The 17,235-nt window shown below is 67.0% G+C and carries 16 protein-coding genes; 6 read left to right on the top strand and 10 right to left on the bottom strand.

Annotated elements, in window-relative coordinates:
* Positions 1–21: 21 nt before the first annotated feature.
* Positions 22–483: an Lrp/AsnC family transcriptional regulator gene (locus V474_RS11865; protein WP_059151703.1), complete on the bottom strand. Its 462-nt coding sequence runs from the start codon at positions 481–483 to the stop codon at positions 22–24.
* Between the two features lie 107 nt (positions 484–590).
* On the opposite strand from V474_RS11865, the gene phhA reads away from it, so the two are divergent.
* From phhA to maiA, 4 genes are all read left to right on the top strand, one after another.
* A complete protein-coding gene (gene phhA / locus V474_RS11860; protein ID WP_059151702.1) occupies positions 591–1,448 on the top strand; it encodes a phenylalanine 4-monooxygenase in 858 nt (285 codons plus the stop codon).
* Positions 1,445–2,542 (top strand): 4-hydroxyphenylpyruvate dioxygenase, encoded by a 1,098-nt coding sequence (gene hppD, locus V474_RS11855; RefSeq protein ID WP_059151701.1) that lies wholly within the window; start codon positions 1,445–1,447, stop codon positions 2,540–2,542. Before phhA ends, hppD begins: the two co-directional genes overlap by 4 nt.
* Positions 2,543–2,678: 136 nt before the next feature.
* Entirely contained in the window at positions 2,679–3,230 is a 552-nt protein-coding gene (locus V474_RS11850; RefSeq protein WP_059151700.1) for a VOC family protein, read from the top strand.
* A 5-nt stretch (positions 3,231–3,235) separates the two neighbouring features.
* Positions 3,236–3,886 (top strand): maleylacetoacetate isomerase, encoded by a 651-nt coding sequence (gene maiA, locus V474_RS11845; RefSeq protein WP_059152118.1) that lies wholly within the window; start codon positions 3,236–3,238, stop codon positions 3,884–3,886.
* Positions 3,887–3,906: 20 nt separating this feature from the next.
* Here maiA and V474_RS11840 read toward each other — a convergent pair whose 3' ends face one another.
* From V474_RS11840 to V474_RS11815, 6 genes are all read right to left on the bottom strand, one after another.
* A complete protein-coding gene (locus V474_RS11840) occupies positions 3,907–4,608 on the bottom strand; it encodes an HAD family hydrolase (RefSeq protein WP_059151699.1) in 702 nt (233 codons plus the stop codon).
* A 72-nt stretch (positions 4,609–4,680) separates the two neighbouring features.
* Positions 4,681–5,943 (bottom strand): N-succinylarginine dihydrolase, encoded by a 1,263-nt coding sequence (locus V474_RS11835; RefSeq protein ID WP_059151698.1) that lies wholly within the window; start codon positions 5,941–5,943, stop codon positions 4,681–4,683.
* Positions 5,944–5,953: 10 nt separating this feature from the next.
* Entirely contained in the window at positions 5,954–6,967 is a 1,014-nt protein-coding gene (locus V474_RS11830; protein WP_059151697.1) for an arginine N-succinyltransferase, read from the bottom strand.
* Positions 6,964–8,169, bottom strand: a complete 1,206-nt coding sequence (locus V474_RS11825) for a hydrolase (protein ID WP_059151696.1) — start codon at positions 8,167–8,169, stop codon at positions 6,964–6,966. The genes V474_RS11830 and V474_RS11825 overlap by 4 nt, the downstream gene beginning before the upstream one ends.
* Positions 8,166–9,590, bottom strand: coding sequence for a succinylglutamate-semialdehyde dehydrogenase (gene astD / locus V474_RS11820; protein ID WP_059151695.1), 1,425 nt, complete (start codon positions 9,588–9,590; stop codon positions 8,166–8,168). The genes V474_RS11825 and astD overlap by 4 nt, the downstream gene beginning before the upstream one ends.
* The gene (locus V474_RS11815; protein ID WP_059151694.1) at positions 9,587–10,618 is read right to left on the bottom strand and encodes a 2-oxoadipate dioxygenase/decarboxylase family protein; all 1,032 of its coding nucleotides are present in this window, start codon (positions 10,616–10,618) and stop codon (positions 9,587–9,589) included. Before V474_RS11815 ends, astD begins: the two co-directional genes overlap by 4 nt.
* Before the next feature lie 219 nt (positions 10,619–10,837).
* Between V474_RS11815 and V474_RS11810 the strand changes: the two genes are divergently transcribed.
* Together V474_RS11810 and V474_RS11805 are read left to right on the top strand one after the other, a co-directional pair.
* Positions 10,838–11,647: an NAD(P)-dependent oxidoreductase gene (locus V474_RS11810; RefSeq protein WP_059151693.1), complete on the top strand. Its 810-nt coding sequence runs from the start codon at positions 10,838–10,840 to the stop codon at positions 11,645–11,647.
* Positions 11,648–11,713: 66 nt separating this feature from the next.
* Positions 11,714–12,763, top strand: coding sequence for an NAD(P)H-dependent flavin oxidoreductase (locus V474_RS11805; RefSeq protein ID WP_059151692.1), 1,050 nt, complete (start codon positions 11,714–11,716; stop codon positions 12,761–12,763).
* A gap of 39 nt (positions 12,764–12,802) precedes the next feature.
* Here V474_RS11805 and V474_RS11800 read toward each other — a convergent pair whose 3' ends face one another.
* Genes V474_RS11800 through glk form a run of 3 tightly spaced genes read right to left on the bottom strand, consistent with a single transcriptional unit; the run spans position 12,803 to position 17,222 of the window.
* Entirely contained in the window at positions 12,803–15,610 is a 2,808-nt protein-coding gene (locus tag V474_RS11800; RefSeq protein WP_059151691.1) for a phosphoenolpyruvate carboxylase, read from the bottom strand.
* Positions 15,610–16,251: a bifunctional 4-hydroxy-2-oxoglutarate aldolase/2-dehydro-3-deoxy-phosphogluconate aldolase gene (gene eda, locus V474_RS11795; protein WP_236711230.1), complete on the bottom strand. Its 642-nt coding sequence runs from the start codon at positions 16,249–16,251 to the stop codon at positions 15,610–15,612. Before eda ends, V474_RS11800 begins: the two co-directional genes overlap by 1 nt.
* A complete protein-coding gene (gene glk, locus V474_RS11790) occupies positions 16,248–17,222 on the bottom strand; it encodes a glucokinase (RefSeq protein ID WP_059151690.1) in 975 nt (324 codons plus the stop codon). Before glk ends, eda begins: the two co-directional genes overlap by 4 nt.
* Positions 17,223–17,235 lie beyond the last annotated feature (13 nt).

Genomic DNA, 17,235 nt, shown 5'->3' with positions numbered 1-17,235 from the left:
AAGGGGCCTGCCCCGCGCCGCTCAATCCAGGGGCACGGGCTGCGTTTCCTTTACCGTTTCCAGCACGATGATCGACTTCACATCGCGCACCCCCGGAATGCGCAGCAAGGTGCGCAGGGTGATCTGCGAGAGATGCTCGACGTTGCGCGCCATCACCCGCACCAGGTAATCCATGTCGCCGGTCACCGCATGGCAGGCGATGACGTGCGGGTTCTCGGCGATGGCCTGCTCGAAGCGGGCGATGTTCTCGTCGATGTGGGCGTTGAGATTTATCAGCACATAGGCTTCCAGTTCGAGGCCCAGCTTGCGTGGGTCCAGCACCGGCGCGTAGCCCCGGATCACGCCCTCGTCCTCAAGTCGTTTGATCCGGCGGCTGACCGGCGTGGCCGATAGCGCCGCGCGCTCGGCCACTTGCGCCACGGGCATGCGGGCATCTTCGCGCAGGGCGGCGATGATCTTGCGGTCGAATTCGTCCAGCTGCACGGATCACCTCAGGGATGGGATTGGTTTGGTGGATTTCACCAATACCACGCTTCCCGCCCCGCACAATCGCACGGAACTGAAGCAGGGCCTGTAGTATTGTCCTTTTCATGAAGAAGCCCCGCACCCAGACATCAGGCAGCGGCCTTCGAGGAGAGTACGAAGGCGCGGCTGACGATTACACCGTCGGGCAGGATTGGCATGCCTATACTCCGCAGATGCACGAGCGCTGGCGCCGCCTGTTCGCGCGCCAGTCGGCACTGGTGAAGACCCACGCCTGCGCCGCCTTCCGCGATGGACTGGCGCGGCTAGACTGCGCGCAGGGTATTCCGCGTTTCGAGGATGCCAATGTCATTCTGGGTGCCGCTACGGGCTGGCAGCTGGTCGCCGTGCCGGGCTTCATCCCGGACGCTGTGTTCTTCGACCATCTTGCCCACCGCCGCTTCCCGGTTACCCGCTGGCTGCGCGAGGAACATGAGCTGGACTACCTTGTCGAGCCTGACGTGTTCCACGATTTCTTCGGCCACGTGCCGATGCTGCTGAACCCCGCAATCGCCGATTTCCTGGAGCTTTACGGTAAAGCCGGCGAAAGGGCGATGGCGATGGACGCGTTGGACATGCTGGCGCGCATCTACTGGTACACGATCGAATTCGGTCTCGTGCGCGAGGAGGGCGGCCTGAAGGTCTTCGGCGCCGGTATCATATCCTCCTCGGGCGAAACCCGCTTTTCGATCGAGGACGCGAAGGTTTTGCGCCTGCCGTTCGAGGCGGTGCGGGTGATGCGCACCGGCTACATGATCGACAGCTTCCAGAAGACCTACTTTGTCCTCGAAAGCCTGCCGCAGCTGATCGAGGCGCTGGTGCACCTCGATTTCGGCCCCGTCTACGAAACCTGGCGCACCCACGCGCCGCTGCCTGCCGGCGATACGCTGCCGGGCGAAATTCCCATCGCTGGAGAACCCGCATGACCGATCTGTTCGACAATCCCATCGGCCTGGACGGCTTCGAATTCGTCGAGTTCTCCGCGCCCGAAAAAGGTCTGCTGGAGCCGGTATTCACCGCGATGGGCTTTACGAAGATCGCGCGCCACCGCTCCAAGGACGTCGAGCTGTGGCGGCAGGGTGCGATCAATTTCATCACCAATTACGAGCCGCATAGCCCGGCCTGGTACTTCAGCCGCGAACATGGCCCCTCGGCCTGCGGCATGGGCTTTCGCGTTACCGATGCCCGCGCCGCCTATGCCGAACTGCTCGCCCGCTCGGCCGAGCCGGTGATGGTCGGCACCGGGCCGATGGAACTGCACCTTCCCGGCATTCGCGGCATCGGCAATTCGATCATCTATCTGATCGACCGCTATGAAAAGGACGGCAACGGCGCGCTTTCGATCTACGACATCGATTTCGAGTACATCCCGGTCGTTGACCGCCACCCGGTTGGCGCGGGCTTTGCCGAGATCGACCACCTGACGCACAACGTCTACGGCGGGCGCATGGCCTACTGGGCGGACTTCTACGAGAAGCTCTTCAACTTCCGCGAGATCCGCTACTTCGATATCAAGGGCGAATATACCGGCCTGACCAGCAAGGCGCTGACCGCGCCCGACGGCAAGATCCGTATCCCGCTCAACGAGGAAAAGGACGGCGGGAAAGGTCAGATCGACGAATTCCTGCGCGCCTTCAATGGGGAGGGCATTCAGCACATCGCGCTCATCTGCGACGATCTCGTCACTGCGTGGGACCGCCTCAAGGCGCTGGGCGTGCCCTTCATGACCGCGCCGCCGGAAACCTATTACGAGATGCTGGCCGAGCGCCTGCCGGGCCACGGCGAGCCGGTCGATCAGTTGCAGTCACGCGGCATCCTGCTCGACGGCACCGTCGAAGATGGCCGCCCGCGCCTTCTGCTCCAGATCTTCGCCGAAGCGCGGGTGGGGCCGGTGTTCTTCGAGTTCATCCAGCGCAAGGGCGACGATGGCTTCGGCAACGGCAACTTCAAGGCCCTGTTCGAAAGCATGGAGCGCGACCAGGTCCGCCGCGGCGTGCTGAAGGTGGAGCCGGCGGAGTGAACGCAAGGCCGGGTTCGGCGATGATTTAGACCGGGGCATCACAAAGGGGGTTGATACTTACCCCCTGACCCGCTCATGCTGGAAGTGTCGAAGCACGAGCGGCGCGCAAAGCCCCGGCACGACGGGAGAGAAGACGATGCAGCAAGCGCCAAACCTGGGCGGCATCCACCACGTGGCCTATCGCTGCCGTGATGCGAAGGAGACGGTCACGTTCTACCGCGATGTGATGGGCATGGATTTCATGCTCGCCATCGCCGAGGACACCGTGCCCTCCACCGGCGCGCCGGACCCGTACATGCACGTCTTCCTCGACTGCGGAGGCGGCAATGTGCTGGCCTTTTTCGAACTGCCCAACGCCCCCGAAATGGGCCGCGACGAGGCGACCCCCGCCTGGGTACAGCACATTGCCTTCAAGGTGGACAGCGAGGCGGACCTTCTCGCCGCCAAGGCCCGCGCCGAGGCGGCCGGGCTGGAGGTGGTCGGCCCCACGCACCACGGCGTGTTCAAGTCGGTCTATTTCTTCGATCCCAACGGCCACCGGTTGGAACTGGCCTGGCAGTTCGGTTCGGCGGACCAGATGGCCAGCCTCAAGGCGGTGGCGCTCGACATGCTCGACGAATGGGCGGTGACACGCAAGGCCCCGCGCCACGCCGCCTGGCTCCACGAAAAGATCGCGGCGGAAAGCTGATGGCCATGGGCGCGCCGCTCCGCCTCCATGGCTATCATCGCAGTTCCACCAGCTACCGGGTGCGCATCGCGCTGAATCTGAAGCGGCTGGACCACGAGATTGTGCCGGTGAACCTGCTCGCCCGGGAACAGCGCAGCGAAGCGTTCCGCGCCCGCAATCCTTTCGCCGGAGTACCGACGCTGGAGGCGGACGGCGTGGTCATGGCCCAGTCGATGGCGATCCTGGAATGGCTGGACGAGCGTTTTGTCGAACGGCCGCTCTTGCCAGCCGGTATCGCGGACCGTTTCGCTGCGCGCGAACTGGCGATGGGAATTGCCACCGAACTGCATGCGCCGCTGAACGGGCCTGTGCTTGAATACCTCAAGCTGGACCTCGGCCATGCTCAGGCGGAAGTCGACATCTGGTATTGGCACTGGCTGGAAAAGACCCTGACCGCCGTCGAAGCGCGTCTGGCGCAGCGCGGGACCGGCGATTTCCTGTTTGATGGGCCGGGCTATTTCGAATGCGTGCTGGTTCCGCAGCTATACAACGCGCGTCGTTTCGCCTTCGACCTTGCGGCTTACCCGCATATGACAAGGATCGAGGCAGCTTGCCTGACCGACCCGGCGTTCGTCGCAGCTCACCCGGACAACCAGCCTGATTCTCCGGTAGGGTGATCGGCCGACTTGTTGACGTTTCAGCTTTCGGCGGGTGCCAGCAGCAAGTCGCGCAGGGCCGAGAGGCTGGGCAGGATTTCCGCCGCCAACAGTATCTGCTCCTCGGTGGCCGGCAGCATATCCGGGACCATGACGGTAGCGATCCCTGCGGCCGTGGACGAGCGCACTCCGGCATAACTGTCCTCCACTGCTACGCAGTGGGCGGGGTCGACGCCCAGCAGGCTTGCGGTCAGCAGGTAGGGTTCGGGATGCGGCTTGGCGTTGGTAACGTCGCTGCGGGTGACCACGACGTCAAAGTAATCCAGCAGCCCGGCCTTCGCCAGCCGCTCCTGTGCCTTGCCGCCCTGGGTGGAGGTACACAGCGCCAAGGGGACACCGGCATCGCGGAAGTGCCGGAGGATGGCCTGCGCGCCGGGACGAAGCGGCAGTCCGGCATCGATCGCCGCCTCGAACAGCACGTCGGAATCGGCATAGAACCGCGCCAGAGGAAACTCCGGGCCGAGCCTTTCTGCCAGCATGACTTCGTTCGCATCGCGGCTGACGCCGATCATGGCTTCCAGAACCTCCTCGGGCACCGGCGAACCCAGCGCGGCCCCGGCCTCCTCGAAAGCGCGGTGCTGAGCGGCCTCGGTTGAAAGCAGGGTACCGTCCATGTCGAAGATGACGGCGCGGATTGGATCAGGAAGGGCGGACGAGCGCGCGGTTCGGGTCAAAGTGGCCATGGTCTCAATATGAAGACTGTTTGTGGAGGGACCATTGCAAAGCACGAACCTGCTGTTGCGAATTACAGAAGATCAGAACGATGCCCGGTCCAGTTCCTCCAGGCCGAGTTCGGCGCAGAGCGCGGCCCGCGCGTTGAGACAGGCGCGCCATAGTGCGGGGTCGGACAGGTCCTCCACCGTGATGCGTTCGGGCCAGACGCGGGTCACCAGCGCTTCGATGCGGTCCAGCTTTTCCGGCGTGGCCATAAAGCGGCGGTCGACCGCGTCCGGGTCTGCCACCACGCGCAGGCGCAGGCAGGCGGGGCCGCCGCCGTTCGCCATGCTTTCGCGCAGGTCGTGGACGAAGAGGTGTCGGATCGGGCCGTTCCCGGCGACGTGGGCTTCCAGCCACTGCCAAACCGCAGGCGTTTCGCGTGCTTCGCCGGGCAGGACCAGCGCCATTTCGCCTGATGGCAGGGTCACCAGCTGGGCGTTGAACAGGTAGGAACTGATCGCATCCGCCAGGCTGACCGCAGCGGCGGGGACTTCGACGATCTCGATCTCGGGCAGCTTTTCGCGCAGCTGGGCATAGAGCGCGTCCCGGTCTGCGAAGGCGAGTTCGTGCGTGAACAGCACGCGCTCGTTAGCGACGGCGACCACGTCGTTGTGGAAGGCGCCGGCGGCGATGGCCTCGTCCGATTGCCGCGCGAAAACGGTACGTTCGGGGGCGAGGCCATGGATGCGGGCGACCGCCTCGCTCGCCTCGCGGTGCTGGCGCGCGGGGAAGGGACCGCCCGCCACGCCGTAGACGAAGACCTCGATGCCCTGCGATCCGTGCCCGGCGCAAAGGCGCATGTGGTTGGCGGCGCCTTCGTCCCCGAACGGCGGCGGGACCGGGGCGTGGACGGCGAAATGCTGGGGGTTTGCGAAAGCGATTTGCAGCTGCGCCAGCGTTTCGCGCCATTCGTGGCTGCGGTGGGGCATCGTGCCCAGATTGGCGACGGTCAGATGGCAACGCCCGTCCGCGCTATCCGGTGCGGGCGAGACTGTTGCGGCATTGGCGGCCCACATCGAGGAGGCTGACAAGGCATTGGCGCGCAGGGTCAGGCTCGCATCCTCCACCGTGGTGCCCAGCAGGCTCAGCCATGCCTCGTCCGGGCGGCGCTGGGGCAGGAACAGGCCCTGCGGCAGTCCGCGCTCCAGATTGGCGCGCATCTTGGCGAGGCCCTGCAACGCTGCCGCGCGGGGCGCCGAAACTTTGCCGAAGTTCTTCGCCGAGCCGAGATTGCCAAGGCTCAAGCCAGCGTAATTGTGGCTGGGGCCGACGATGCCGTCGAAGTTGATCTCGGTGAGCATGACGTCTCTTTCAGGCCGGTGCGTAAGTGATCGTATCGCCCGGACCCACGCCGAGCAGGGCGGCGGCATCTTCGTCCAGCGTCACGCCGTCTCCGGTGATCTGGCCAAGGCAGGCGCGGAAATCGGCCAGTCGCCCGGTCGCGATCAGGTGCGTCGCCTCGCCCTTGCTGACTGGGCCGATCGCGCCGATCTTCGCCGTTCGCGCTGCCTGCACGGTGCGGATCTGGTCGGTGCGGGCGATCATGGTCGGACCGCCGTCGAAGATATCGACGTAGTTCTGGAAGGCGAAACCCTCGCTTTCCAGCATCCGCATTGCGGGGCGGCCGGAGTAGTGCGGCTGGCCCATAACCTGCCGCGCGCCTTCGGAAAGCAGCGCGGTATAGATGGGATGCTTGGGCATGAGGTCGGCGATGAACTGGTTGCCGTGAGTGCCGTTGAACTCGTCCGCATCGCGGAAACTCATGTCGAAGAACCGGCCCGCAAGCCCGTCCCAGAACGGCGAGTTTCCGGCATCGTCGATGGCGCCGCGCAGTTCGGCCAGGGTCATGTCGCCGAAGCGGTCCCGGTGCGCGGCGATGAACAGGTAGCGGCTGCGTGCCAGCAGCTTGCCCACGCCAGCCGAGCGTTCGGTGGCGTCGAGGTACAGCCCGCCCACTTCGCTCGCCCCGTCAAGGTCGGTGCAAAGGGTGAGCATTTCCGCGCGGAAAGTGCGGTCCAGTTCCTTGGAATGCTGGGTGATGCGGCCGATGCGGTAGGAGTAGAACGGCAGTTCGGTGCCGACCTGCGAAAACGCCTGGCAAGTGCCGCGCACTTTGCCGTCGGCGGTGTCTTCGAGGATGAACACGAACAGGTCGTTGGCGATCTGGCCATCATCGCGGGCGAAGCTCTTGGCGGCGCGTTCCAGCTTGGCCTGAAGGGTGGGGCGGTCGGGCGGCAGGTTGGTGAAGCCGCCGCCGGTGCCCTTGGCCATGCGATACAGCGATTCGAGGTCGCGCTCCTGCGCGGTTCTAAGCAGGAAGGTCATGCGGGCGGCACTCCGTAACGGTCGAGGCGGTGCATCACCAATGCCGTGAGGCGGGCGCGGGCGTCGAGCGAACTGGCGATCATGAACTCCTGCGCGGAATGGATGGAGCCGCCCAGCGCGCCCATCGTGTCGAGCACGGGCACACCGCAGGCGGCGATGTTGTTGCCGTCGCACACGCCGCCGGTGTCCTGCCAGCGCATCGGCTGGCCAAGGTCGGTGGCGGCTTGGCTGACGAGGCCGAACAACGCCTCGGTGCGCGGCGTGATCGGCTTGGGCGGGCGGGAGACGTGGCCGTGGAGGTGGATCTGCACCTCATGCGCGGCGCTGACTGCGGCCACCGCCTCGTCGATCAGGGCGCCGGCGATTTCGGCAAGGGCGGGCGTGCGGGGGCGCAGGTTGAAGTGCAGGATCGCGAGGTCGGGCACGGTATTGTTGGGGGCGCCGCCCTCGATCCGTGCGGGGTTGATGGACAGCCCCTCGCGAACTCCGGCGGCGAGGCGCATGGCAAGGTCACTGGCGGCGACAAGAGCGTTGCGCCCGTCCTGCGGGTTACGCCCGGCGTGGGCGGAGCGGCCTTTGACGACAGCGGAATAATTGCCCGATCCGGGCCGGGCGCGGGCCATGGAGCCATCGGGCAGGGCGGGTTCGTACGTCAGCGCCGCCAGCTTGCCCTGCGCCATCTGTGCGATCAGCGCGGCGGAGGAGAGCGAGCCGGTTTCCTCGTCGCTGTTGATGAGGACATCGTAGCCGAGCGTGGGCGCGTCCTGTTCGTAGGCGGCCAGCCCCGCCAGCATCAGCGAGAGCCCGCCCTTCATGTCGGCGGTGCCGGGGCCGTTCAGAGTGTCCCCGTCCAGCCAGGCGCAGGTCTGGAAGGGGTGTTCGCGCGAATACACGGTGTCCATGTGGCCGGTCAGGATCACCCGGCGTTCTGCGGCGGGGCGGACCGAGAGGACAAGGTGGCGGCCGTGGCCGACTTCGTGAAGCTGGCCCCTGCCGTCGACCTTTTCGACCGGGGCGGCATCGACCAGTCGCACTTCGCCCGGAAGCTGTGCGAAGGCGTCGGCAAGATATCCGGCCATCGCCGCGAGGCCTTCCAGATTGCCGGTGCCGCTGTTGATCGACGCCCATTCCAGCGTGCGCGCGAGGATGGGCGCCCGCTCTACCGGCGCGATGAGGCCCTGTTCTTCGACGGTGAGGCTCATGCCCGCAGCTTGCCGGCGAGGGCGCCGCTGTTGCCACTGGCATCCGTCGCCTCGAAACTGGCGACGGGATAGGCGCAGTAATCGGCGGCGTAGTAGGCGCTGGGACGGTGGTTGCCACTTTCGCCGAGGCCGCCGAAGGGCATCGAACCAGCGGCGCCCGTGGTAGGGCGGTTGCGGTTGACCACCCCGGCGCGGCCCTCGACGAGGACGCGCTGCCATAGCGCATCGTCGGCGCTGATGAGGCCGGCGGAAAGGCCGAAGCGGGTGTTGTTGGCGGCCTCGATCGCGGCATCGAAGTCCGGCACGCGGCTGATCTGCAGGACCGGCGCGAAGATTTCCTCGTCAGGGACGAAAATGCCGGTGACGTCCAGTATGGCCGGGGTCACGAAGGCGCCTGAACGGCCTTCCACGCCGTTCAGGGGACGGATCACCTTGGCGCCGCGCTCAACCAGTTCGGCAAACCGGGCCTTGGCGGCCTGCGCTGCGGCGTCCGATATCAGCGGGCCGATCCATGGTTCCGGCGTTTCGTTCCATGCGCCGATCACGATGCGATCAGCGAGCCCGGCCACGGCGTCCACCAGCGCGGCGCCGAAGGCATTGTCGGGCACGATCAGCCGCCGGGCGCAGGAACAGCGCTGGCCGGTGGTGATGAAGCCCGACTGGACGACGACCGAAGCGGCCTCGTCCACGTCCGCAGAGTCCCATGCGATCAGCGGGTTGTTGCCGCCCAGTTCGAGAGCGAGGATCACGTCTGGCCGGTCAGCGAAGATGCGCCGGAAGTGCGCGCCTGCCCCTGCCGAGCCGGTGAACAGCAGCCCGTCGATATGTCCGGCGACCAGCGCTTCGCCCGTTTCACGCGCGCCCTGTATGCACTGAAAGACATGGCGGTGATCTGCCAGTGCCTCCGCCCAGCACTCGGCCATTGCCGCGCCGGTGGCGGGGGTCATCTCGGAAGGTTTGAACACCACCGTGTTGCCCGCGATCAGGGCGGGGACGATATGCCCGTTGGGAAGATGGCCGGGGAAGTTGAACGGACCCAGCACCGCCATCACGCCGTGCGGACGATGGCGCAGGACGGCCTGACCGAAGGGCATGGCGCTTTGCCTGTCACCGGCACGCTCCGCCTGCGCGGTGATCGACAGGCCGACCTTGCCGATCATCGAGGCGACTTCGGTCCGGGTTTCCCACATAGGCTTGCCGGTTTCGCGCGCGATGATTTGTGCGATGGCGTCCTTGCGGGCCTCCAGCGCGGCCTTGTAGCGCTGCGCCGCGGCAACGCGCTCGGCAACCGGCAGGGCGGCCCAGGCGGGGAAGGCCTTGCGGGCACGAAGGAGGGCGGCGGAGACGGCTTGCGGTCCGGCGATCTCGCCTTCCCACACGGTTTCGCCGGTAGCGGGATCGAAGGATTGCAGCATGGTCATGCGCCTCTGGTCACGGCGAAGATGCCGGTGGCGTTGCCGCTGTCGAAGGTGAGGTCGAGCTTGCCGGTTTCCGGGTCGATATCGCGGGTGATGAATTCGTAGAACGAGCCGGGCACGTCTTGCGACGTTTCGCCGCCATCAGCCAGGCGGAAGGGCCGGGCCACCTTGTCCGCCAGGATCGCGGTCTGGCGCACGCGGCCGTTGCGGGAGATTTCGACGGCGGGCTTGAGGGGGTAGCCGGCGGCTTTCAGCTCCTCGGAATGGGCCTGCACGTCGGCGACGCGGGTGGTTGCGTGATTGAAAGCATTGCCTTCCGTAGCGATCCAGGCGCCTTCCTTGCTGTGTTCGAGCAGGGTCTGGTAATCCTCCAGCGCCGGGGCCGGATGCTGGCGGGCGAAAGCGGCGAGCGCGCCCTTCAGGATCGTGATGCCGTCTGCGATGGTGCAGTCGCTGTGCCGTCCGATCGCATTGAGCGCGAGCCATTCCGCTTCGCCGAGCGGGTCGCTCGAAGCGCCGAAGATCCTTGCGGCGGCGTCCTGCGCGGGCGGGGCCAGCTGGTCGATGTGCAGTTCGGAAACGAAGAACTGCGGCACCGTTTCCGGCAGGTCGGTCTGCACGAAGGCGCGGCCGGTCATCGTCAGCGCGGGCAGCGGATAGAGGCCGCGCACTTCGTAGCCCAAAGGCGCGAGGAAGCGCAGGAATGCCTCGTGGCCCGAAGGCAGCGCGCCGGTCTCTCCAGCGATGGTGCGCAGGGCGCCGTGGTCGAAGACGATGGCCTCGCCCTTTTCGCGCATTTCACTGACGTAGCGCGCTGCGGTCGGCACCCGGTCCAGCAGGTCGAGGAACAGCGCGGCGTTGAGCGCCATCGCGACTTGCGCGCGGCTTGCGCGGTCCTTGCCGCCGCCGAGGGCAGGGTCGATTTCCAGCGTGTCCAGCACCCATACGGCGCGTTCTTCGCCGACGATGGGTGCGAGCAGGTCGCGGAGCGTTTTCAGGTCTTGCGCGGCGGTGCGCGAGGCAGGTGCCATGCCATCCTCGTTGTAAAATTATTGCGTGTAAGCGAAACATAGGAAAGCAGCGGGCCGAAGTCCATCGTAGTGATGGGAACGCGCAAACCCGCCAGAATCCTGCGGAAAATGGCGGATTTTTTCCCCGCGAGCCGCCAGGGCGATGGTGGAAGGCGGGTTACTGGACAGTTGCTTCCGCGCACGCTTTGCTCGGCAAAACGGGGGCGAGGAGAGACGCGTATGACCGGCATCCGCACAGGCTTTATCGGCATCGGCAGTCAGGGCGCGCCGATGGCGTACCGGATGCTGGCGCGGTTCCCGCTGACCGTCTGGGCGCGGCGGCCCGACGCGGCGGCCGAGTTCGCGCAGAAAGGCGCCGCGGTTGCCGGTAGCGTGGAGGAACTGGGCGCCGCCTGCGATCATGTGGGGCTCTGCGTGGTCAACGATACGGACGTGCTGGATATCTGCGGCCGGTTGGTCCCCGCGATGAAGCCGGGCAGCCTGCTTGCGCTCCATTCCACGGTTCTGCCGCAGACTGCCGATGCGGTGGAGGGACTGTGCTCGCGCCGAGGTATCGCAATGGTCGATGCCCCGGTCAGCGGCGGCGCGCCCGGCGCAGAAGCGGGGACTATGACGGTGATGTGCGGCGGTTCGCGCGCGGCTTTCGAACAGGCCCGCCCCGTGTTCGAAAGTTTCGCCGCGCTGATCGTCCTGCTTGGCCCGGCGGGCGCAGGACAGAAGGCCAAGATCGTCAACAATGCGCTGATGGCCGCGAACATGGGGCTGGCGCAGGCGGCCTTGCAGGCGGGCGAGGCGCTGGGAGTGGACCGGGAGGCGCTGGCGGCTCTGGTCAAGGCCAGTTCGGGCCGCAGCTTCGGCTTTGAGGTCTATGCGCGCATTGCCCAGCCGCGCGCCTTCGAACATGGAGCGAAGATGCTGCTCAAGGACACCGATCTGCTGGCGGCGATCCTGCCAGGCTCGCCCGACACCGCGATGCTTGAACATGCAGCGAAATCGTTCCTGCTGCGAGCAACCGGCGCGGCGAACTGATTCTTGGTCGCCTGCCGGGGAGTACCTATATCCGCACCCGGACGCCATAGCGAACGAGAGGGTGCGATGAATTTCCTTGAGCGGCTCGGCCTGAGTATTCCCCTGATTCAGGCACCGATGGCGGGCACGAGCACGCCCGAAATGGCGGCGCAGGTATCGGATGCAGGTGCGCTGGGCTCGATCGCGGTGGGCGCCACCGATGCCGCCGGGGCGCGGGCGATGATCGCCGAGGTTCGGGCGCGGACAGACCGGCCGTTCAACGTCAACGTGTTCGTCCATTCAACGCCCGTTGCCGATCCCGCGCGTGAGACGGCGTGGACGCAGTGGCTGCGTTCGCTGTTCGTCGAATTCGGCGCCGAGCCGCCAAAGGCGCTGCGCACGATCTACCGCAGCTTTGCCGACGATGCGGACATGCTCGCGCTGCTGGTGGAGCAGGCGCCGCCCGTCGTGAGCTTCCATTTCGGCCTGCCGTCGGAGGAGGCGATTGCGGCGCTGCGCGGGCGCGGCGCGCTGCTGCTGGCGAGCGTGACGAGCCTCGACGAGGCGCGGGCCGCCGCAGCGGCGGGCATCGACGTGGTGGTGGCACAAGGCATCGAGGCGGGCGGGCACCGGGGCATGTTCGATCCTGCCGCGCCTGACGCGCAGCTTGGCACGATGGCACTGACGCGGCTTGTGGTGCGCGAAGGTTCGCTGCCGGTGGTCGCGGCGGGCGGGATCATGGACGGGGCGGGAATTGCCGCCGCGCTCGATCTCGGCGCGGTGGCGGCGCAGATGGGAACGGCCTTTGTCGGCTGCCCCGAATCGGCGGCGGACGAGGCCTATCGCGCGGCGCTGGCGGGGCCGGGGGCCTATCGCACCGTGCTGACGCCGCTGATTTCGGGGAGGCCGGCCCGTGCGCTGGCGAACCGCTTCACCGCCTTGGCTGGCGATGTGCCGGTGCCGGACTATCCGATTGCCTATGACGCCGGAAAAGCACTCAACGCCGCCGCCAAGGCGCGAGGGGAGCATGGTTTCGGGGCGCAGTGGGCCGGGCAGGGCGCTCCGCTGGCGCGGCCTATGCCGGCGGCGCAGCTGGTTGAAACCTTGCGGGAAGAACTGGCGATGTGCCGGAGATGAGCGATCCTCCCCGAGACAAACTCGGGGAGGAAATGGGCGTCACCCGTGGGCGCCGAACTCGTTCGCCAGCGCCGTGGTGATCCGCAGGGACAGCGCGTGGGAGCGGGCGATCGGGTCGATGTAGTCCTTGTGGATGCCTGCATACCCCGTCGCGCTGGAATCGGGGTATTCGCTGGGCGCTTCCACCGCGAAATCGCTGATCGAGGGGAAGTGGATGGGAAAGGCGCGGCGCAGCTGGGCCAGGCCGTCCTCGACGCGCAGGGTGAAGAACATCTCCAGCACGTCGTCGCGGCTGATGTCGTTGGCGCGGCTGAAGGCCGGGACCATGACCGCGCGCAGGAACATGTGCTGGAACAGCGCGATCCGCAAGGAATGCAGCACACCAAGGCTGCGGCGCGTATGCTCGCGGTCCTTGAGCGGGGCTTCGTCGGGGATCAGGTCCAGCAGGCGGTGCAGCTTCAGCGCATCGACCCGCAGGCGCGACGCGAGGCGGCGGTAGACGCCGGTGCGGTCGTCCTTGGTCAGATATTCGGCCAGCTTGAGGCAGGCGTCGGAAATCTGCTGCTCGTCACCGCGATAGGGCCGGCTGGCCCAGTAGGCGGAGTTGAACAGCTCACCATAAGCCGAGACGGTCTTGATCGAGGCGAGCGCATTGGCCGCGCGGGCCAGACGCACGATCTGCCGGCCGCGTGCGCTGTCCCGCAAAAGACCTGCGATTTCCTCGCGGTTGCCGTCCGCTGCCGTGCCAATGCCGGCGATCACGTTCACTGGATAGCCCAGCTGCTGCAGGATCGCATTGTGCGGGATTGCGCGGATCTGGCGCAGGCTCATCGTCCGGTCGGAGGCGAGGTCCGACTGACGGCGCGCCTTGCGGCTGCCGGTGTCGTTCAGCAGGCCAAGCCCGAACGCGGTGATGGCGCGGCTATAGGTGCTGGATTCCAGATGCTCGTGCTGGATGCCGCGGATCGCCCGGTAGAAATCGAGGCTTAGGTCGGTGCGGCGATAGAACGGATCGGTCGGCGCGCCTACGTCTGCGTCCCACAAGGGCCGCTCGGTCATGCGGGTGAGGGTGGCGAGCGCCAGTTCGTCGGAGCCGAACCAGAGGTAGCCGTCGCCGCCCTGAAACGAGACTTCCGGCTCCAGCCGGATCGACGCGCGCAGGAAGCGGCGGCGCGCCCAGGGGGACATCTGCCAGTCGAAACGGTCGTCGATGCTTGAGGGGTGGCAGCCCCGGCCCATCGATTCGCCGCCGGTGTTGAAGATCAGCGCGCACACGTCCGACAGGCCGTTGGCGGCCATCGCTTCGGCGAGACGGCCCTGAAGACGCTCGATCGCCAGCGCGGCGGGAACCTGCCCCACGAAGCGGCCAGCGTCGGAGAAGCCGGTCTGGATCGCCACGCGGCCGCGCTTGCGGGCGTAATCGCGGTAGGCCGGCTCTGCCAGCACCGCATCGAGGAAGCGGCCGCCGTGTTCCAGCGCGGTTTCGGTCTCGAACAAGGGCGAGACATCGACCTTGTCGTCGATCCCGAACATGCGCGCGAAATAGAGCGCGGCAAGGACGGTGGTGGGTTCCTCGCATTCGGCCACCAGCATGCGGATGGGCGAATCGGCGTCGATGTGGCCGAGGATCTGCGCCATGGCCAGAAACTGGCGCACGGCGGTGCTGTTCTCGATCGCCAGCGCGGCGAAATTCGAGGTGAGCGGCTTCACTTCGGCCAGCAGTTCGCGCATCCGCACCAGCGCGGCCTGGCTGGCAAGGCTGAGCTTGCCGTCCGGGTCGATGCGGCGGCGGATCGCGTTCTGCAGCTGCGAGGCGTTCACGCGGAAATGAATCCAGCCCATGCCAAGGCCGTCGCTGCGCATGGCGGCGGCTGCGACCAGGAGCGCGCGGGCCTGTTCGTGATCGGCGTGGCGGGCGTCTTCCTCCAGCCGGGTGATGATCGGCTCAAGGCTGACGATCTTGTCGGGGTGGGCGGCGGTCAGGCCGTTGGCGGCGGCGGAAAGCGCTTCCGGGTCGGTCAGGTCCTGCCGGAAGGCGCTGGCGGCCTCGGCAGTATGCGCGTGAGCGCGGGAAAGCTGTGCTGCCACTTCCGGCGCGGCCTTTTCGAGCGCGGCGGCGTAACCGGCAAGGCGTGTCGCCTTTTCCTCAAGCCGGTAGCGGATCGAGGTCGACCACGAGATATCGGTGCGGCCGTCCATGTCGTAGCCGACCCAGTGGGCGAAGCGCACCGGCATCGGGTTGAGGCCCTTCCAGCGCTTGGGCCAGCGGGCGGCGGCGATGTCCAGCAGGTGGCCGGTGATGCGGTCGCGGGCCTTCTGGCCGCGCGCGATGGCGGCCATCGCGGCGTCGTGCTCGCTGTCGAGCGTGATTGTATCGCGCTCGGATGAGGCCACGCAGACGGAAGCCTCGCTGAAATCACCGTTCGAGGCGGAATGCGCGACCGCCTCGGTCTGCGCGGCGTTCAGCAGGAAGGTAGGGTGCGCGGTGAATACGACATGCGCGGCGGGGCGCTGCCAGCGCACCGCGAAGGCGCTGAAATCGTCGTCCTGCGCGGTCTTCGCGGCGGCTTCATCGAGCAGCTTGTCGTTATCGGCAATCGGTACGGTTTCGAGAATGCGGTCGAGCCGGGCGGCACGCGCGCGCAGCCCCTCGCAGTCCATCTCGGCGACGAGCGCCTCGATATGGTCGAGGGTCATCTCGCCGTTTTCCAGCGCCCGCGACAATTCCAGACCAAGCTGGAACACGGGGTTGAAAAGCGGCGTCTGCGCGGTGAGCTTGTGCAGCTCCTTGAGGCGCGCGTCGAGTTGATCGACAGTGCGCAGGTTCGCTTGGCCCGGCGCGCCCATCAGCGAGCCAGCCCGGCAGCGACGCGGGCGGCGGCCTCTATCTTGGCGGCGTCCGGCTTGCCCTTGGGCACCATCCAGCTGCCACCGACGCAGAGCACTGCGTCGAGGGCGAGCCACTCGGCCGCGTTCTCGGGGGTGACGCCGCCGGTGGGGCAGAACTTCGCGGCGAGCAGCGGGGCGGAGATCGCCTTGAGCGCGGGCGGTCCGCCTGCCGCCATCGCCGGGAAGAACTTCAGGCGGTTGAAGCCCATTTCCAGCGCCAGCATCACGTCGCTGGCATTGGCGGTGCCGGGCAGGAAGGGGACACCGGCGTCAAGCGCGGCCTGGCCCAGCGTGGGGGTAAGGCCGGGCGAGACGATGAATTCCGCGCCCGCATCAAGCGAGCGGGAAAGGTCGTCCGGGGTCAGCACGGTGCCCGCGCCTACCATGGCGCCGGGAACCTGCTTCATGATGCGGATCGCCTCGATCGCGCATTCGGTGCGCAGCGTCACTTCCAGCGCGGGCAGGCCGCCAGCGACGAGCGCCTCGGCGATCGGCAGGGCGTGTTCGATGTCCTCGATCACCAGCACCGGGATGACGGGCGCAAGGCGCATGACCTTTTCGACGGCAGCCGAAAGTGTAAGGGGGGGCATAGCGGTCATGACAGGTGTTCCCTTGCAAAGGCTGCCGCTGCGCCGAACAGGCCGGGCTGCGGATGAGTGATGAGTTTGACGGGCAGGGTGGCCATCAGGCCGGAGAAGCGTCCCTTGGCGCGGAAGCGTTCGGCAAAGCCGGACGACTGGATGGTTTCGCGGATACGGTATCCCAGGCCCCCGGCGATGACGACGCCGCCGGCGCCGTGCGCCAGGGCATAGTCACCCGCCGCCGCGCCCAGGGCCAGGCAGAACCGGTCCACCGCGGCGACGGCCATGCTGTCCTCGCCGCTGGCGGCGGCGGTCCAGATTTCCACGTCGGTCTTCTCGGCGATGGCCTTTTGCTCCATCGCCGCGAGAGTGGCGTAGATGTCGACGATCGCCGGGCCTGAGACGACGCGCTCCACCGAAACGCGGTTATGGCGCCTGCGCAGGCGGGCAAGGATAGCGTCCTCGATCAGGTCGAGCGGGGCATAATCGATATGACCGCCCTCTGTGGCCTGAACGTGGTAGCCGCCTTTCCCGTCCTTCCACAGGTGCGCCACGCCAAGGCCGGTGCCGGGGCCGAGGACGCTGAGCGTTCCGGTGGTCGGCAGCGGTCCTTCAGGGCCGTTGAGGTGCAGGAAATCATCCTCTTGCGCGCAGGCGACGGCATGGGCCACGGCGGCGAAGTCGTTGATGATGGTCTGGCGCGTGGGGCCAAGCATTTCCTGGATCTTGGCGGGGCGCAGGATCCAGGGGTTGTTGGTGAACTTGATGACCTCGTTGCCCACCGGACCGGCAACCGACATGGCGACGGCGTCGGGCAGGGTGCCGCCGTTCATGTCGCGGAACGCCTGCCAGGCAAGCTGGAAGCTGCCGTGGTCCTTGGTGTGCAGCGTGGCCGGTTCGCCCAGGGTGATGGCGCCGTCATCGCCAATGGTGGCCAGCGCGAAGCGCGCGTGGGTGCCGCCGATGTCGACGGCCACCAGTTCGGTCATTTTCCTCTCCGTA

The organism is Novosphingobium barchaimii LL02 (assembly GCF_001046635.1).
GTDB classification, from domain to species: Bacteria; Pseudomonadota; Alphaproteobacteria; order Sphingomonadales; family Sphingomonadaceae; genus Novosphingobium; species Novosphingobium barchaimii.
Note: the sequence above shows the minus strand (reverse complement) of the source record. Positions and strands in the feature narration are given on the sequence as shown.